The organism is Pseudomonas sp. RGB, from assembly GCF_007713445.1.
Taxonomy (GTDB): domain Bacteria; phylum Pseudomonadota; class Gammaproteobacteria; order Pseudomonadales; family Pseudomonadaceae; genus Aquipseudomonas.
The window spans coordinates 1-14,552 of sequence record NZ_VMSH01000002.1; the positions used below are offsets into that span (position 1 = coordinate 1).

General features: G+C 61.3%; 15 protein-coding genes. 6 read left to right on the forward strand and 9 right to left on the reverse strand.

The features are described from left to right. A partial coding sequence (locus FPT15_RS03620) for a BPL-N domain-containing protein (RefSeq protein WP_145158585.1) occupies positions 1 to 549 on the reverse strand: 549 nt, incomplete at its 3' end. A 125-nt stretch (positions 550 to 674) separates the two neighbouring features. Between FPT15_RS03620 and FPT15_RS03625 the strand changes: the two genes are divergently transcribed. From FPT15_RS03625 to FPT15_RS03645, 5 genes are all read left to right on the forward strand, one after another. Further along, positions 675 to 1,130, forward strand: a complete 456-nt coding sequence (locus FPT15_RS03625; protein ID WP_145158587.1) for a VOC family protein — start codon at positions 675 to 677, stop codon at positions 1,128 to 1,130. A 66-nt stretch (positions 1,131 to 1,196) separates the two neighbouring features. Next, positions 1,197 to 1,823 carry a LysE family translocator gene (locus tag FPT15_RS03630; RefSeq protein WP_145159565.1) on the forward strand — a complete coding sequence of 209 codons (627 nt, stop codon included), beginning with the start codon at positions 1,197 to 1,199 and terminating at the stop codon, positions 1,821 to 1,823. 9 nt (positions 1,824 to 1,832) lie between these two features. Further along, positions 1,833 to 2,243: a hypothetical protein gene (locus tag FPT15_RS03635; RefSeq protein WP_145158589.1), complete on the forward strand. Its 411-nt coding sequence runs from the start codon at positions 1,833 to 1,835 to the stop codon at positions 2,241 to 2,243. 92 nt (positions 2,244 to 2,335) lie between these two features. Beyond that, positions 2,336 to 2,686 carry a hypothetical protein gene (locus FPT15_RS03640; RefSeq protein ID WP_145158591.1) on the forward strand — a complete coding sequence of 117 codons (351 nt, stop codon included), beginning with the start codon at positions 2,336 to 2,338 and terminating at the stop codon, positions 2,684 to 2,686. 468 nt (positions 2,687 to 3,154) lie between these two features. After that, positions 3,155 to 3,310: a hypothetical protein gene (locus FPT15_RS03645; protein ID WP_372241442.1), complete on the forward strand. Its 156-nt coding sequence runs from the start codon at positions 3,155 to 3,157 to the stop codon at positions 3,308 to 3,310. A 258-nt stretch (positions 3,311 to 3,568) separates the two neighbouring features. Here the strand turns inward: FPT15_RS03645 and FPT15_RS03650 are convergent, their stop codons facing one another. From FPT15_RS03650 to FPT15_RS03685, 8 genes are all read right to left on the reverse strand, one after another. After that, positions 3,569 to 4,195: a glutathione S-transferase family protein gene (locus FPT15_RS03650; RefSeq protein WP_145158593.1), complete on the reverse strand. Its 627-nt coding sequence runs from the start codon at positions 4,193 to 4,195 to the stop codon at positions 3,569 to 3,571. A gap of 68 nt (positions 4,196 to 4,263) precedes the next feature. Then, positions 4,264 to 6,003 carry an OPT family oligopeptide transporter gene (locus FPT15_RS03655; protein ID WP_145158595.1) on the reverse strand — a complete coding sequence of 580 codons (1,740 nt, stop codon included), beginning with the start codon at positions 6,001 to 6,003 and terminating at the stop codon, positions 4,264 to 4,266. 443 nt (positions 6,004 to 6,446) lie between these two features. Next, the gene (locus FPT15_RS03660; RefSeq protein ID WP_372241433.1) at positions 6,447 to 8,564 is read right to left on the reverse strand and encodes a methyl-accepting chemotaxis protein; all 2,118 of its coding nucleotides are present in this window, start codon (positions 8,562 to 8,564) and stop codon (positions 6,447 to 6,449) included. A gap of 290 nt (positions 8,565 to 8,854) precedes the next feature. Further along, entirely contained in the window at positions 8,855 to 9,145 is a 291-nt protein-coding gene (locus FPT15_RS03665; RefSeq protein ID WP_119742530.1) for a DUF3144 domain-containing protein, read from the reverse strand. A 93-nt stretch (positions 9,146 to 9,238) separates the two neighbouring features. After that, positions 9,239 to 9,811 carry an ATP phosphoribosyltransferase regulatory subunit gene (locus FPT15_RS03670; protein WP_145158599.1) on the reverse strand — a complete coding sequence of 191 codons (573 nt, stop codon included), beginning with the start codon at positions 9,809 to 9,811 and terminating at the stop codon, positions 9,239 to 9,241. Between the two features lie 264 nt (positions 9,812 to 10,075). Beyond that, the gene (locus FPT15_RS03675; RefSeq protein WP_145158601.1) at positions 10,076 to 11,299 is read right to left on the reverse strand and encodes a DUF1444 family protein; all 1,224 of its coding nucleotides are present in this window, start codon (positions 11,297 to 11,299) and stop codon (positions 10,076 to 10,078) included. A 101-nt stretch (positions 11,300 to 11,400) separates the two neighbouring features. Then, positions 11,401 to 12,096, reverse strand: a complete 696-nt coding sequence (locus tag FPT15_RS03680; protein WP_145158603.1) for a tRNA (adenine(22)-N(1))-methyltransferase TrmK — start codon at positions 12,094 to 12,096, stop codon at positions 11,401 to 11,403. 24 nt (positions 12,097 to 12,120) lie between these two features. Next, a complete protein-coding gene (locus tag FPT15_RS03685; protein WP_145158605.1) occupies positions 12,121 to 12,831 on the reverse strand; it encodes a FadR/GntR family transcriptional regulator in 711 nt (236 codons plus the stop codon). 348 nt (positions 12,832 to 13,179) lie between these two features. On the opposite strand from FPT15_RS03685, the gene FPT15_RS03690 reads away from it, so the two are divergent. Next, positions 13,180 to 14,541: an MFS transporter gene (locus FPT15_RS03690; RefSeq protein WP_145158607.1), complete on the forward strand. Its 1,362-nt coding sequence runs from the start codon at positions 13,180 to 13,182 to the stop codon at positions 14,539 to 14,541. The last annotated feature ends 11 nt before the right edge of the window (positions 14,542 to 14,552 follow it).

A 14,552-nucleotide genomic window follows, 5' to 3' on the forward strand; every position in this document is an offset into this window, starting at 1 on the left:
CGGCGCGTGCCCATCAACCTTGGGAAAGTACGGCCCGTCCTGATAGAACACACTGTCCAGCTTGCCATCCCACACCACCCGCACCGCCGCATCCTCAATGCCCGCCACTTCAAACCCTGGCCGCCCGGCTTCGGAGTCCAAGTCCTGGGGTATCAACCCAAAGTTGCTGTTGTCCGCCAGATAAGCGCCCATGCATAACCCCAGGTAGCGCCCACCCTTGGCCACGTATTCACGAATGGCATCCACGCGTGCATCACCGAAGCTGTCGAGCGCGGCGGGAATATCCTGTCCGCCGCCCGGCTGAACATAGAGGTCGTAGCGCGCGAGGTTTTGCGGGGTGATGTCGATGGCTTCGTCCGCGCCGACAAAGTCGATCTGGTAGTTCGGGCTGAGCCGCAGCAGGGCGTTTTTGATGTTCTCGGAACAGTCGTCACACCCCGCCGGGCCACGGTAGATGGCGACATGGGTGATGGGCGTCGCGCCTTGCGCCCATGGCGATTGCAAGGTGGCGAGTGCAAAAAACGCGACAGCGATAGCAGGCAGTTTCACGGCGGCTGGCTCAGCGAACAGTGGGTCGGGGCTGTTCAAAGCCTATATCGAAGGTTTCTTTGAATACGTAAACAGTTGTAAATCGGCTAGTGTCGCCTGAACCCACATCCGCCAGAGGGCATGCAATGGAGCTGACATTCAGCCACGTCGATGTATTGGTCGAGGACCTCGAACAGGCGTGCGCGTACTACGCCAACATTTTCAACGCCAACATCTCCACCACTCAAGTCTGGAATCGCGGCGGCTTTCATGTGCGGTATGCGGTTGTGCTGATGGGCCAGGAGCGTTTTATGCTGGTGCAGCCGCTGGCGGGTAACTTGCGCGAGCTGTTGGACGCACACGGCGAAGGGATGATTTACCGGCACTGCTACACCACGCCGGACATCGAGGTGGCGTATGCCGAGTTGGTCGCCAAGGGCGTGCAACCGGAGGATGAGAACGGCCGGCCATTGGCCCTGGAGGATCTGCAGTCGCCATCCGGCACGCGCATCATTTGGTTGCCCAAGCGCTTTGGGCATTTCTCCATCGAGATTCTGGAAGAAAAAGGCTTGCAAGCCTTTATGCTGGCGGCGTTTGCTTGAGCGGCGTTGCATTACCCCTTTACATGAGGATTACTGTAGGCCGTGCCTGACTCAGAGATCGCCGCCATGTTTGAACTCGCCTCCCTCGTCACCTACGTCGCCGTGGTGATCGGTCTTTTCCTGATCCCCGGCCCTTCGGTGCTGTTGGTGCTCACGCGTACGATTCAAGGCGGGCGCAAGGTGGGCATCGCCACCGGGCTGGGGGTGGCTTGCGGCGACTTGATTCACACACTGTGCGCGGCACTGGGCCTGTCAGCGATTTTGATGACCTCGGCGGCGGCGTTCAACGCGGTGAAGTGGGCCGGTGCGGCGTATCTGATCTACCTGGGCGTGCGGGCTTTCATGGCCAAAACCAGCACGCACGCTCGCCTTGAGTTGCCGGCGGTGACGCCGCGCCAGGCGTTTTTCCAGGCGATCGGGGCCGAGGTGTTGAACCCGAAAACTGCGATCTTTTTTCTGGCCTTTTTGCCGCAATTTGTTCATCCCGAATCCGGCTCGTCGCTGGTGCAATTTGCGGTGCTGGGTTTGATTTTTTCGGTGCTGAGCGCGATTTACACGAGCTTGCTGGCGATCTCGATTCGCCCGTTGAGTCGCGGGATCAAGGGGCTGGCAAAGCTGCGTCGCTGGGAAGGCAAAATCATCGGCACGCTGTTTATGGGGCTGGGGCTGAAGGTGGCCTTTCAGCAGCGATAGGCAAGCGCGATGAAATTTCACGGTTTTGTACTCGGGCATATAGAGGTTGAGGTCGAAGGACGCGCCTGTGACCTGCACAATTTCTATGTCGCCAGCGACATCCATTACGCGCTGTCTGAGCGCACGCTGTCGCTCAGGTTTACACGACGGACCGAGGACTGGGTGCCGCCCGAAGAGCCAAGGGAGATCACCGTCACCTTCCATGGCGTGAGTTATTTTTCGGCCGAAGGGCGCCATGACAGCCCGATTGAGGATGACACGGTGCTTCACGCCATCGGCATTGTGGCAGCCGACGCCCAGACAGAAACGTTCTACCTCTGCGACACCTTCCCCGCCGACCATCACGTGGTTGTGTGCTTCGCATCGGGTCTGACCTTGCGGCTGCACGCCGTTGAGGCGTGGTGTGACATTCAGGTCTAAGGCGTTTCACTTCGAACCGATGGGAACCACTGGCTAACCCGTGAATACGGGCCGGATGATGTGATGACTTTTATTGAATCTCAGGACCTTTGATGCCACCAACCAAACGCGACACCGCCCGCCTCGAACGCCGCCTGGTCGCCACGCTGACCGAAGCCTGCGAAACCGCCAAAGCTGAAATCCCGGGCTTCGAGTGGCTGACTCACACGGTTGATTACGCTGCGTTCCCGCAAAGCCTGCGGGTGATTTGGGTGTTCGATACGCGGGCCAACAAGGATCTGGCCCTGGCAAACGGGGCGGACCAACGTATGCGCGAACTGACGGCTGCTGCGTTGGAAGACGCCGAGGTGGCCTCGGTGAAAATCGAGCGCTGTGTACGCTTTGATTCTGAAGAGGCCTGCAACCTCCAGCATGGCGGTGATTGGCGGGTGCGACTGGCCTGACGCGGCTCTAATGTGGGAGCTGGCTTGCCTGCGATCGCCCTGGATATCTACACAACTTTTGAAGGCAACCAATTTCTCCCAGTGGCGAGCAGGCTTGCCCTGCGTTGGGCTGCGAAGCAGCCCCAGTAAAGGCACTGCCATTTTCCTGAAAGAACCCAGCGTCTGGGTTTGGGGCTGCTTCGCAGCCCAACGCAGGGCAAGCCTGCTCGCCACAACAGCGCACTCTGTGCTGCGATAGCGGTGGATCAGTGGCATAGGCTTACGCTGACACGCCCCTATCGCAGGCAAGCCAGCTCCCACAGTAGATCGTTGTTGCCCGCCAATGCTGCGTGGGCGCTGATCATTCCAGTGGCCGCAATGACGAGGTCACCAGCAAATCTCGTGTATAAGCATGCTGTGGCGCCTCAAACAGCTGCTGCGTACTCCCACCATCAAGTCGTGCGCCAACGCGCGTACCACGGCCAGGTCATGGCTGATCAGCAAACTCGGGGGGTGTCGCCGTGTTCGGGGCATGGCTTCAAGCACTCGGCGGCGCTGGGTGAAGGGTTTGCGCAGTGGTGCATCCTGGGTTCGAGTGACCTGGATTTGTCGTCGTTTTCGTTGAAGCGCTTTGCGAACAGCTGAGAAGCCGCACACAGCTCTCGGTGGTCTGTAGGGGCTAAGGCTTTGTGACGCGCGGGCTTTTTGTGGCGAGCGGGCTTGCCCCGCGTTGGGCTGCGCAGCAGCCCCAATGAGGCAAAATGCAGTGTGCCAGACGTTACTCCGGCGGCTGGTTTGGGGCTGCTTCGCAGCCCAACGCGGGGCAAGCCCGCTCGCCACATCAGGCCCGTTTGCCACACCGAGCCCGCTCAACACGAGGGTTACGCGCGCCTGCTGAGCCTTTTATTTGGCGAAGGCGTACTCGCCGCCCTGCTCCACTGCCTTGTGGTAGGCCGGGCGCGCCTGGAAGCGTTGCACCCACGCGGCCAGGTTCGGGTAGGCCTGCAACTTGCCTTGGGCCTTGGCGATTTCGCCGATGAAGCTCATCTGGATATCCGCGCCGCTCAGCTCGTCACCCACCAGGTATGGCGTGTCCGCCAGCACGTCGTTCAGGTAGCCCAGGTAGTTGGCCAACTCCGATTCGATGCGCGGATGCAACGGTGCGCCCGCTTCACCCAGGCGACCGACGTAGAGGTTGAGCATCAGCGGCAGCATCGCCGAGCCTTCGGCGAAGTGCAGCCATTGCACGTATTTGTCGTAGGTGGCCGTGGCCGGATCGGGCTGCAGGCGGCCCTGACCATGACGGCGGATCAGGTAGTCGATGATCGCGGCGGATTCGATCAGCACAAGGTCGCCGTCTTCGATCACCGGGGATTTGCCCAACGGGTTGATGGCCTTGAGTTCGGGCGGGGCAAGGTTGGTTTTCGGGTCGCGCTGGTAGCGCTTGATCTGGTAAGGCAGGCCGAGTTCTTCGAGCAGCCACAGAATGCGTTGCGAACGCGAGTTGTTGAGGTGGTGGACAGTGATCATAAGGGCTCCGCTGAACGAGAGTGGGTATCCAGGTAAGAGACTACGCTGTCGCGGTGGAGTGCCATGGATTAATTCGCGACCATCGCCCACAACGACGCGCCGACTCCGGTGATGCTCTCCCCGGCGATCAATCCGGCCGCCGCGGTAATCGCAAAACGTTCGGTGAGACTCGGCCAGCGGCAGCTCGCCAACCACGTCAGCACCGCGCCGAGGGCCATCATCAGCGATACCGAAGCCGGCAGCACGAAGGCCAGGCCCAAGGCCGCGGCGCTGGGCAGATACCGGGCGCGTCGGGCCGACAAAGTGCTGTCGAGAATGCCCAGCAACACGCCGACCGCGCCTGCCAGACCAATCGCCCAACGAATGCTCACCGACAATGAATCCAGGCCATGGGTCAGGGTTTGCGCCACGGCTTTCCAGGTGGCGACCGCAGGCGCCGGCCACTCTTCGGTGAGCAGCATGCTTTGCGGGTCGGGGATCAACGCCAGGTAGGCAAACACGCCGACGATGCTGCCCACAAAAATCCCCAGAATCTGCGCGATCACTTGCTTGCGCGGCGTGGCGCCAATCGCCTTGCCAACCTTGAAATCGTTCATCAAGTCCGTACATTGCCCGGCCGAGCCGCCGGCGGTGTTGGCACTCATCAAGTTGATCGGCACTTGCCCCGGCGCAACGATGCCGAAGCTCAACTGGGACAATTGCCCGATGGCGCCGATCGGCGGAATGCCGGTGGCGCCGACCACGCGCGCCGCCACGGCGGCCAGGCAAATCGCCAGAGGAATGGTCAGCAAGGCCATCCACAGGTTGATGCCGAACAACAGCGCCTGCAGGCTCACCACCAGCACAATCGCCAGTGCAAAACCGGCGGCAGGCCCAGCCTTGGGGATCGCCCAGGACGTGCCGCCGCCGGCTTGGGTGGACGTGTGCAAGGCCCACAGGCGGATCGCCAGCGAGGCCAGCGTCGAACACACCATCAGGCTCACGCCGGGCCACAACAACCATTCCACCAGCGCCGCAAATTGCGGGCCGCTGCTGTCTGCCGGCAGGCTGACCAGGCCTTGCGCCAACAGCCACGCCCCCAGCCCGCCCCAGGCGAGCAAGGCGCCAAGCAGCAGGGTCAGGCCTACGCGAATACCGATGATGCCGCCAAAGCCCAGCAACAGCAGCGAAGGGTCGGCGGTAAACGTCAGGCGCTCCAACGCCGCGCTGGGCGACCAGCGCGGCAAGGCCCACATAAACGTGTCCACCCACTTGACCACCCCGGACAGCAACGCGGCGCCGAGCAGCACCTTCAAGCGCGTGGCGGCTTCGCGGCCGTGGTTGTAGATGTGCAGCAGGGTTTCCAGAGTGGCCATGCCTTCGGGGAATTTCAACGCGTTGTCATTGAGCAGCGAGGGCCGCAGGTACCAGGCGATCCAGATCCCGAGAAAGCTCACCGAGAACACCCAGGCGATCATCGGCAAGGCGTCCAGCGTGTGGCCGGTCAACAAGGTGTAGGCCGGGATCGGCGCCACCAGCCCGCCGGAGATAATCGAGGCGGCGGCCGAGGCAACGGTCTGGTTGATGTTGCTTTCGTGCAGTGTCCACGGCAGTTGCCCGGGGCTGCGTCTGGCCAGGCCCTGCCAGATGGCGTAGCCGACCAGCAAGGCGATGATCGACATGTTGAACGACCAGCCGATCTTGAGCCCCGCGTACACATTCGAGGGCGTGAGCAGGATGCCCAGCACGATCCCGGTAATCACCGCGCGCAGGCTGAGTTCGCGTTCCACGGGGGCGGTCAGGTCGAGGGATGGCGGGGTCGAAGGCATGCGGATTCCTTTCGGCAACGAAACAGGGCGACTTGATAAGTGAGCCCTGTTGGCGCTGAAGGTTCATCTAACGCGTGGTGCTTTTACTCAGAGTGCACTGTGTTGGGAGGCGCAGCAGGATCAAATTAGAGCGATGGGGTTTTCTGATAGACCTCGTTGTCTGGTTTTGGGGCCGCTTCGCGGCCCAACGCGGGGCAAGCCCGCTCGCCACAGGGGGGCATCATCGGTCCAGGCGAAAGCGCGTGGTGCTTTTACTCAGGGCGCACTGTGTTGGGGGGCGCAGCAGGATCAATTGGAGCGATGGGGGTTTTCTGATAGGCCTCGTTGTCTGGTTTTGGGGCCGCTTCGCGGCCCAACGCGGGGCAAGCCCGCTCGCCACAGGTCTGGTTTTGGGGCCGCTTCGCGGCCCAACGCGGGGCAAGCCCGCTCGCCACAGGAGGGCATCATCGGTCCAGGCGAAAGCGCGCGGTGTTTTCACTCAGGGCGCGGCTGCCTTTGCTTAAGGTGTCGGCCGCCTGGTTGACCGCGCGCGCGCCGTCGAGCAAGCGTCCTGCGGCCTGATCGACTTGCTGGATATTGCCGCTGACTTCATCCGCCGTCGTCGCCTGTTCTTCCACCGCCGCCGCGATCTGCGCCAGGGTGTCGGTGACGTTTTGCACCGCGCCGGCAATCTCGCCCAGGCGTGTGCCCAAGCCGGTGACGGACTCGGCGTCAGTCAGCGCCTGGTCACACGCGGCGCCCATCAGCGTGACCGCCTGGCTCACCGTCGCGCGCAAGCTGTCCACCGTGCCGGCGATCTGCGCCGTAGAAGCCTGGGTGCGTTGCGACAGGCTGCGCACCTCGTCCGCCACCACGGCAAACCCGCGGCCTTGCTCGCCTGCGCGGGCCGCTTCGATGGCGGCGTTCAGTGCGAGCAGGTTGGTCTGTTCGGCAATGCCGCGAATGGTGTCGACCACTGACTGAATCTGCTGGCCCTGCTGGCTGACTTGTTCCAGTGCATTGGCCGTGTCGGTCAGGCGCTGGTTGAGTTGCTGGATACTCGCCGTGGTGCGCTGGCTGTCGCGGCTGCTGTCTTCGGCGATACGCCGGGTCTGCTGGGCGCTGCCCGAAGCCTGTTCGCAGCTTTTGGCGACGCCCATCGAGGTGGCCGCCAGTTGCGTGGCGGCGGCGGCGATCTGGCTGATCTGGTGTTGCTGGTCTTCGACGTCGGTCAGGGTGCTGCCCGATTGCGCGTTGAGGGTGAGCACCGCCGAGCCCAGTTGCTGGGTCTCGTGGTTGACGCCCAGCAGGCTGGTACGCAGCTGCACCACGGCGACGTTGAGCGCGGTGCTGATCGCCGCCAGTTCATCACGACCTTCCACCGCCACTTCGACGCACAGGTTGCCGTCACGCAGGGACTCGGCGAGCGTGGTGATGCCACTGGCACTGCGACGAATCGAAGCCTGCAGGCAAATGAACAAGTACAACGCGGCCAAGACCAGCAGGCTGAACGTGGCCACCACCGGAATAAACTCCCTGAGCGAGCGGTCACGGTAATAACTCAAACGCTCATCCAGCGAGTGCAGCGACTGGCTGCGCAGTGCGCCCAACGCGCCGAGGATGCTGTCGACACTGCGATCAAAGCCTGCGGTGTCGAGCTTGATGGTGCCGCCAAACACGCCGTCGTCCAGGCCTTTGAGTTCGTTATCAAGCAATTGCAGGCTGGTGTCGTATTGCGCCGTCCACGGTTCCATCCCCGCGTATTGCTTGGCTTTGAGCGACGCGGCGGCCTTGACCAACTGGTCACGTGCATCGCCGATTCGGCCGCGCAGGTCGCGCATCTGCAAGCGGCTTTGCAAGGTGAATTGCCCGGAGGCAATCGAGGACTGCCCGACGCTCGCGGTGCGGCCGATACGCTCGATCAGGTCCGGCGTGTGCTGGGTGGAAATCTGCATCAGCAAGTAGGTTTCCAGCCAGGGGTCGAGGATCAGGCCGGATTCCAGGGTGATCTGCTCGCGCAAGGTTTGCATCGCAGTCAGGGCGGCGGTGAAGCGGTCATAACCGTCCGGCCACCAGCCCACGGTGCGCAGCGATTGGGTGTCCATGCCCTTGACCGTCGCCTGCAAGGCCTCAAAACGGGCCAAGGTGTCGGCGCTGGCGTTGTGGGTCTTGAGCGCATCGCCCAAGGCTTGCAAGCTTTGCACAATGGCGGGGTTGCCGGCATCGACGTTGTCCATCGCGGCCTGCGCGGCGGGGGTTGGGGTGTGCAGAATATCCAGCGCTTTCCAGCGGGCAGCCAGGTTGCGTTGTGCGGTCAACTGGCCATCCAGGGTGTCCAGGGCCAGCAGTTGGCGCACGCCGGACTGCTCGCTGGAAATCACCGCTAATTTGTCGCGATAGTCCTGGCCGATCAGCCACAGGCTACCGGCCAGGGGCAGCATGAACAGGAAAAACAGAATCTGAAACTTGCGCGCAAAACCGAAACGGCCAAGCAGGCGGATACCCGGTGATAAAAGACTGTGCATGGCCGACCCACTCCCCCAAACAACCTGGATATGACTAGAAGCAAAATGCCATGTCATTGATTGGGAAGGTACTAGCAAGATACGGGCCGTTGGTGGCGGGTCGCGAAATAGGCGGCTTGGCGAGGTGACAGCGCGGTGGCATGCGCGAAAATGGGGCAAAAGCACTCAGTGTGCAGAGTGGAACGGTAACCCGGCTTTCCAGAGAGGCTGGCGTGCTCTGGAGTGCCCTCGGCACTGAGCTGCCCGGCCTAGCGTGCAAGGACATCTGAAACCGCCATGGACATCCAACGGCTGCTGAAGAAAAGACAACTCAACGCACAAGAGCAAGTGGAATCGGTGCCGGCGAGCTATTTGACCAACATGTACTGACTGAAATTATTGATGTGATCATCCAGATTGTCCTCAAGCATCATCCGGTACTGGTCACAGAAATACTTCAGCATCGCTTCCCGCGCCTCGGCCATTTCGGCGCCGGATTTGAAGTTGCGTGCACTGGCCCAGGCATTGAAGCGCGTGGTGCCGAACATCATCGAGGCGCTGACCTCGCCGAGGTTTTCACAGGTTTTGAGTTGTTCGTTCGACAGTTCGATGTGTGCGTCTGCACGGTCGTAGAAGGCTTGGTCGGTGGTGTCGGCCATGGCGGTGTTCCCGGGTGAGCAAATGATGGCGGCTATTGGAGCATATCCAGCGGCCGGATAGGAGACGCCTCCGGGTGGAGGCGTCCTTGCACGTCACGCCAACGCAAGCACCAGACGCTCAAGCCCGATGCCGAACCCGGCGCCTTCGCGGTATGCACCGCCGCCCACCACTTGTTGCTGAGCCCCCAACGCGGGGCAACGCACCTCGAAGCCATTGCCTTGCAGGTAGTAACTCAACCCGCGTTTGACGGCCAGGTTAAGCTCATAGTCAAGGCCCAGCGTGTCGAGAAAACCGGTGCACAGCGCTTGGCTGCGCTGCAACGCCAGCGCGGGCTCAGGGCTGAGAATTTCCAGCCCCAACTGAGTGAACTCCCGGTAGCGCCCAGCTTGCGGCCGCTCATACCGGTAACACCGCGCCACGTAGAAAAACATCGCCTCCTCGCGCGTGCCAAGCAATTGCGTGTTGCGTTCCTGGAACAGCGCCGTGGCTTCCGGGATCAGGCAACACTGACGTCCCGCCTTGTCATCGAAGGCCCACATCTGCCCGATGATTTCACTGCCGCCGGCTTTTTCGATAAACGTGTCCTGGCCCCACAGGGCCGGCACGATGGCTTCTTCAGCGCCCGCGTCGATGAAGATAGCTCCGAAAACGCGCCTCGATCTCACGCATCGTCGCGGCTTCTTTGCCAGTCACTATTCGGGTACCACGTAGCATTGTCATCCGTTGAATCTCCCTTCTGCAGGCAATAAAAAAGGCGCCGTGGGCGCCTTGGGTGGTGGTTCATCGAGTGATCAGAGGTTCTGGTCAGTCAGTGAGCGCAAGCAACCGCGGCACCTTGGGCAAGGTCCGTGGAAGTGATGGCGGTTGCTTTGCGAAAATTCAGTCATGGGCGATCCTTGCACAGGTGGGTGAGGCGTGACAAGCCGGCGTTAAACCAGCGGCGTCAGCTGACTCAATTGCGCAGGCGTCGGAAAACCCAGCGTGCGATAGCGCGCCGGGTACAAGCTCGCCGGCGCCAGCAGATCACCCAACTTGGCCTCAAGCTCAGCCCATTCGACCACCTGGGTCTGGGCGGTGCCATCGGGCTGGATCTGCACCAACGCCACGCGGTCGGTCTTGGGCAGCAGGGTGTCGACGGTTTCTGTCCAGCTACAGATCGAGAAGGTCTTGCCGTGACTGTCCTTCAACTCGAACAACGTATAGGTCGCGACAAACACGTCAATCTTCTGCTCATCGTGCAGGGTGTCGAGCTGCTCTTTCTGCGCGTGGTAGTTGCCCTGCAGCAGCATGTGTTCGAGGCTCGCCATGCGCGCCTTGAGCGCTTCATCCTGACTGATGAAAGGCACGATCCGTTGATCGTCATAGGTGTAGACCTGGCTGGACACCGCACGCCCGCTTTCCATGGCCTTGAAGCTGACCTCGACCATGTGCCGAATGCCCTCTTCATCTTTGTCACCGGTCACCATCAGGATGTCGCGGGTCGGGATCATGAACACAGGGCGGCCCTTGATGGCCGCACGCTGCAGGACATCCGGCAGCAGCACGCGGCTGGTGTCATAGCCGTCATTCCAGCGGCCGAGGTAGAGGCCGGGCACAATTTCGTCAAACGCGTCCTGGGTCGCTTCACGCAGATTGCTCACCGCCACCGCCAACGCCTCGTCCAGGCTCACGCCCCACTGTGGATCAGGCCCCTCGGTCAGGGTGGACGTGGTCTCGGGGTAGTCCACCGCCAGCAGGGTCACGCAGTCGGTGCCCAGCGCCCGGTGGACGGCGGTGTAAGGCGCATCCCAGCCCTTGTTGCGTACGTGATAAAGGCGCACTTCTTCGAGCATCGCCAGGTTACGAATCACCGGCCGCAACAGCGGCCTGACGCCTTCAAAGGTGGGCAGGGCTGGCTTTTTGTAGCCGAGCAATGTCGATACATACCCTTTCAATACGTCAGATTTGTGCGCTTTTTCGGCGTTCTGATAGTCATTGAACGCGTTATGCAGGTTGAAGTAGCTACCGTCGCCATGTTTGAGGCGGAACTCTTTGGGCACGTACTCAAGAGGCTCGCTGAAACCCGCTTCGCGAGCCGCCTTGATGACTTTCTCGGCGAATGCGTCTTGGGTCAGCGGGCGATTGAACAGTTTGTCGAGCAGAGAGCCGAACATGCGCAGCGTCCTCCATGGGTGCGAGCCGTCCATCATGGGCGGCGCAAGAGACCGGGTAAAGCGCCGGTCTGGGATGTGTGACCCTGTTCACTGTTGCCAGTTCAAGCCAGCAGTTGGGTGATCCAGCGCGCCTGCTGTTCAATCTCCTGCACCTTGTGCTGGGGCACCGTCTGCCGGGCCTGCTCGAAGCTGGCCAGGGTCTTGTGCTTCTGACGCAACATGCGCTGCCACTTGCCCAGGAACTCCGGGCTGCGCGCTTGCATTTGCAGCGGGCCGAAGTACAGCTGTTGCGCGGTGTAGATCAGCGGCTCAGCGCGTTCGGCGACGATGATTTCGTAGTAAAACCGGTTCTCCTGCAACAGCTCCTCGCGCACGATCTGGTAGCCGTTATCCATCAGCCATTGGCGCAAGGGTTGTTCGCCGCCATTGGGTTGCAGGATCAGGCGCTCCTGGCCGTTCAGGTGCGCCCTGCCGCTGTCGAGGATGTCGCGGATGGTTTCGCCACCCATGCCGCACAGGGTGATCGCGGTGATTGCGTCCGCCGGTTCAATGGCCGCCAAACCATCAGCCAGCCGCACGCTGATGTGCTGCTGCAAAGCGTTGTCGCGTACCGTACGTTCGGCCGCGTGAAAGGGCGTGGCCGCCACTTCCCCCGCCACCGCCGCCGCGATCACGCCGCGACGCATCAAGGCTACCGGCAGGTAGCCATGGTCCGAGCCGATATCGGCCAGGCGCGCACCGGCCGGCACGTTTGCCGCCACGCGCTCCAGGCGCATGGACAATGTGTGTTCGTTCAACGGTTGTTCCTTATCAGCACAACATTACACACCCGAAAACCGATCCCGGCTGTTGGTCAGGTGCAGCACCATGGCCGCGCGCGCGGCGTCCGGGTCCTGGCGCTTGATGGCATTGAAGATCGCTTCGTGCTCCAGGTTCGCCAACTGACCGAGCTTGGCAAAATCGGCGCCGCCGCGCTCGGCGCCCTTGACCTGCGTGCGCGGGATCATCGCATTGCCCAGGTGCAGCATGATTTCAGTGAAGAAGGTATTGCCGGTGGCCTCGGCGATCAGTTGGTGAAAGCGCTTGTCCTCCTCCACGCAACTGTCGTTGTTGGCCAGCGAAGCCTGGTAGTCATCCAGCGCTTCGCGCATGCGCACGAGTTGCTCGTCACTTCTGCGCACAGCGGCCAGCGCCACCGCTTGCACCTCCAGGCCCAGGCGCAGCTCGAGCATATTGCGCACGCTGGCGACGGTGTCCACATGCAGGCGCAAGCCCTGTTGCGCATGCTGCTCCAGTACAAAGGTGCCGATGCCGTGGCGGGTTTCTACCAGGCCTGAGGCCTGCAACTTGGAAATGGCTTCGCGCACCACCGTGCGACTTACCCCATGCTCAAGCACGATGGTGGATTCGGACGGCAGTTTTTCACCGGGCTTGAGCTGGCCGAGCAGGATGCGCTGGGTCAGCGCATCAACCACGCCTTGGGCCAGGTTATTGGAACGTCTACGGACCAGGGTTCCGTTTTCAATGGGCATCGCTAGGGTCCACGGGGTTGGGCTGGACGGAGCTTAACACCCCGCCTGGCGGCGACGCTGAGTTGATTCAAAAAACGCCATACTTGTATGACAACTAAACTTTATAGCGCTTAACCCAAAGGGCGTCAGTGTCGCTTAGCGGGTCACGCTTACACCTTCCCGACACACGCGAAACGGTATAAAAACCCAGTAAAGCTGGGCAAATAACCAAAATACCTATTCCAACGCTGCGCTTATAAGAACAAATACACCCCACGCCGCATTGCGAAAAAAAGAAATGCACTTGTATGATGTCTATCAACAAGACACACAAACCCGCATAAAAATAAATCAGGGGAGTTTTGAATTGTGACCAATTCAAACCATGTATCTGCCGCTTCACCCAGCGACTCAGTACTCACGCGCGCCGTGAGCAAAGTGAAGGGCCATGTGCTCCCACTGTTCGTGATCATGTTCATCCTCAACTACATCGACCGGGTCAATATCGGCTTCGTGCGCACGCACATGGAGCATGACCTGGGCATCGGCGCGGCCGCCTATGGCCTGGGCGCCGGGTTGTTTTTTATTGGCTATGCACTGTTTGAAGTGCCCTCAAACATGCTGCTGCAAAAGGTCGGTGCGCGGATCTGGCTGACGCGCATCATGTTCACCTGGGGCATCGTTGCCACGCTGATGGCGTTCATCCAGAACGAAACACAGTTCTACATCCTGCGCTTTCTGCTGGGCGTGGCCGAAGCCGGGTTTTTCCCTGGGGTGATCTACTACTTCACTCGTTGGTTGCCGGGCGTGGAGCGCGGTAAGGCCATCGCGATCTTCCTCAGCGGTTCGGCGGTCGCCTCGCTGATTTCCGGCCCCTTGTCGGGCGCACTGTTGCAAATCGAAGGCTTCGGCTTTCACGGTTGGCAATGGATGTTCGCCATCGAAGGCCTGGCGTCCGTGGCGCTGGGGTTTTTCGTGTGGTTCTGGCTGGACTCCAAACCCCACGACGCCAAATGGCTGACCCGCGAAGAGCAGGACACACTGGTCGGCGCCATCGACCAGGAACAACGTGAGCGGGAAGCGCTGACCACGGTCAAACCGACCATCGGCAAACTGCTCAAGGACCGCCAGATTCTGCTGTTCTGCGCCCTGTACTTCTGTATCCAACTGACGATCTACGCGGCGACCTTCTGGCTGCCGAGCATCATCAAGAAAATGGGTGACCTGAGCGACATACAGGTCGGGTTCTTCAACTCGATCCCGTGGCTGATCTCGATCATCGCCATGTACGCCTTCGCCTCGCTGTCTGGCAAGTTCAAGTTCCAGCAAGCCTGGGTGGCCGCCGCGCTGTTGATTGCCGCTGCGGGCATGTTCATGTCCACCACCGGCGGGCCAATCTTTGCCTTTGTGGCGATCTGCTTCGCGGCGATCGGGTTCAAGTCCGCCTCGTCGCTGTTCTGGCCGATTCCCCAAGGCTATCTGGATGTGCGCATCGCCGCGGCCGTGATCGCGTTGATCAACTCCATCGGCAACCTGGGCGGTTTCGTGGCCCCGACCACGTTTGGCTTTCTGGAACAAACCACCGGCTCGATCCAGGGCGGCCTCTACGGCCTGGCCGGCACCTCAGTGCTTGCCGCGATCCTGGTGTTTTTCGCCAAGACGTCGCCCTCGCCCTTACTGACCTCTGCCAGCGCTGCGCCAACCGGCGCCGCCATCAGCAAACCTCTTTGAGCTTATTTAGG

Excerpts from the sequence above, each read along its gene's own strand:
- FPT15_RS03625 (WP_145158587.1), top strand. The coding sequence starts at position 675 with ATGGAGCTGACATTCAGCCACGTCGATGTATTGGTCGAGGACCTCGAA.
- FPT15_RS03685 (WP_145158605.1), bottom strand. The coding sequence starts at position 12,831 with ATGCCCATTGAAAACGGAACCCTGGTCCGTAGACGTTCCAATAACCTG.
- FPT15_RS03635 (WP_145158589.1), top strand. The coding sequence starts at position 1,833 with ATGAAATTTCACGGTTTTGTACTCGGGCATATAGAGGTTGAGGTCGAA.
- FPT15_RS03660 (WP_372241433.1), bottom strand. The coding sequence starts at position 8,564 with ATGACATGGCATTTTGCTTCTAGTCATATCCAGGTTGTTTGGGGGAGT.
- FPT15_RS03630 (WP_145159565.1), top strand. The coding sequence starts at position 1,197 with ATGTTTGAACTCGCCTCCCTCGTCACCTACGTCGCCGTGGTGATCGGT.
- FPT15_RS03665 (WP_119742530.1), bottom strand. The coding sequence starts at position 9,145 with ATGGCCGACACCACCGACCAAGCCTTCTACGACCGTGCAGACGCACAC.
- FPT15_RS03655 (WP_145158595.1), bottom strand. The coding sequence starts at position 6,003 with ATGCCTTCGACCCCGCCATCCCTCGACCTGACCGCCCCCGTGGAACGC.
- FPT15_RS03645 (WP_372241442.1), top strand. The coding sequence starts at position 3,155 with ATGGCTGATCAGCAAACTCGGGGGGTGTCGCCGTGTTCGGGGCATGGC.
- FPT15_RS03675 (WP_145158601.1), bottom strand. The coding sequence starts at position 11,299 with ATGTTCGGCTCTCTGCTCGACAAACTGTTCAATCGCCCGCTGACCCAA.
- FPT15_RS03650 (WP_145158593.1), bottom strand. The coding sequence starts at position 4,195 with ATGATCACTGTCCACCACCTCAACAACTCGCGTTCGCAACGCATTCTG.
- FPT15_RS03640 (WP_145158591.1), top strand. The coding sequence starts at position 2,336 with ATGCCACCAACCAAACGCGACACCGCCCGCCTCGAACGCCGCCTGGTC.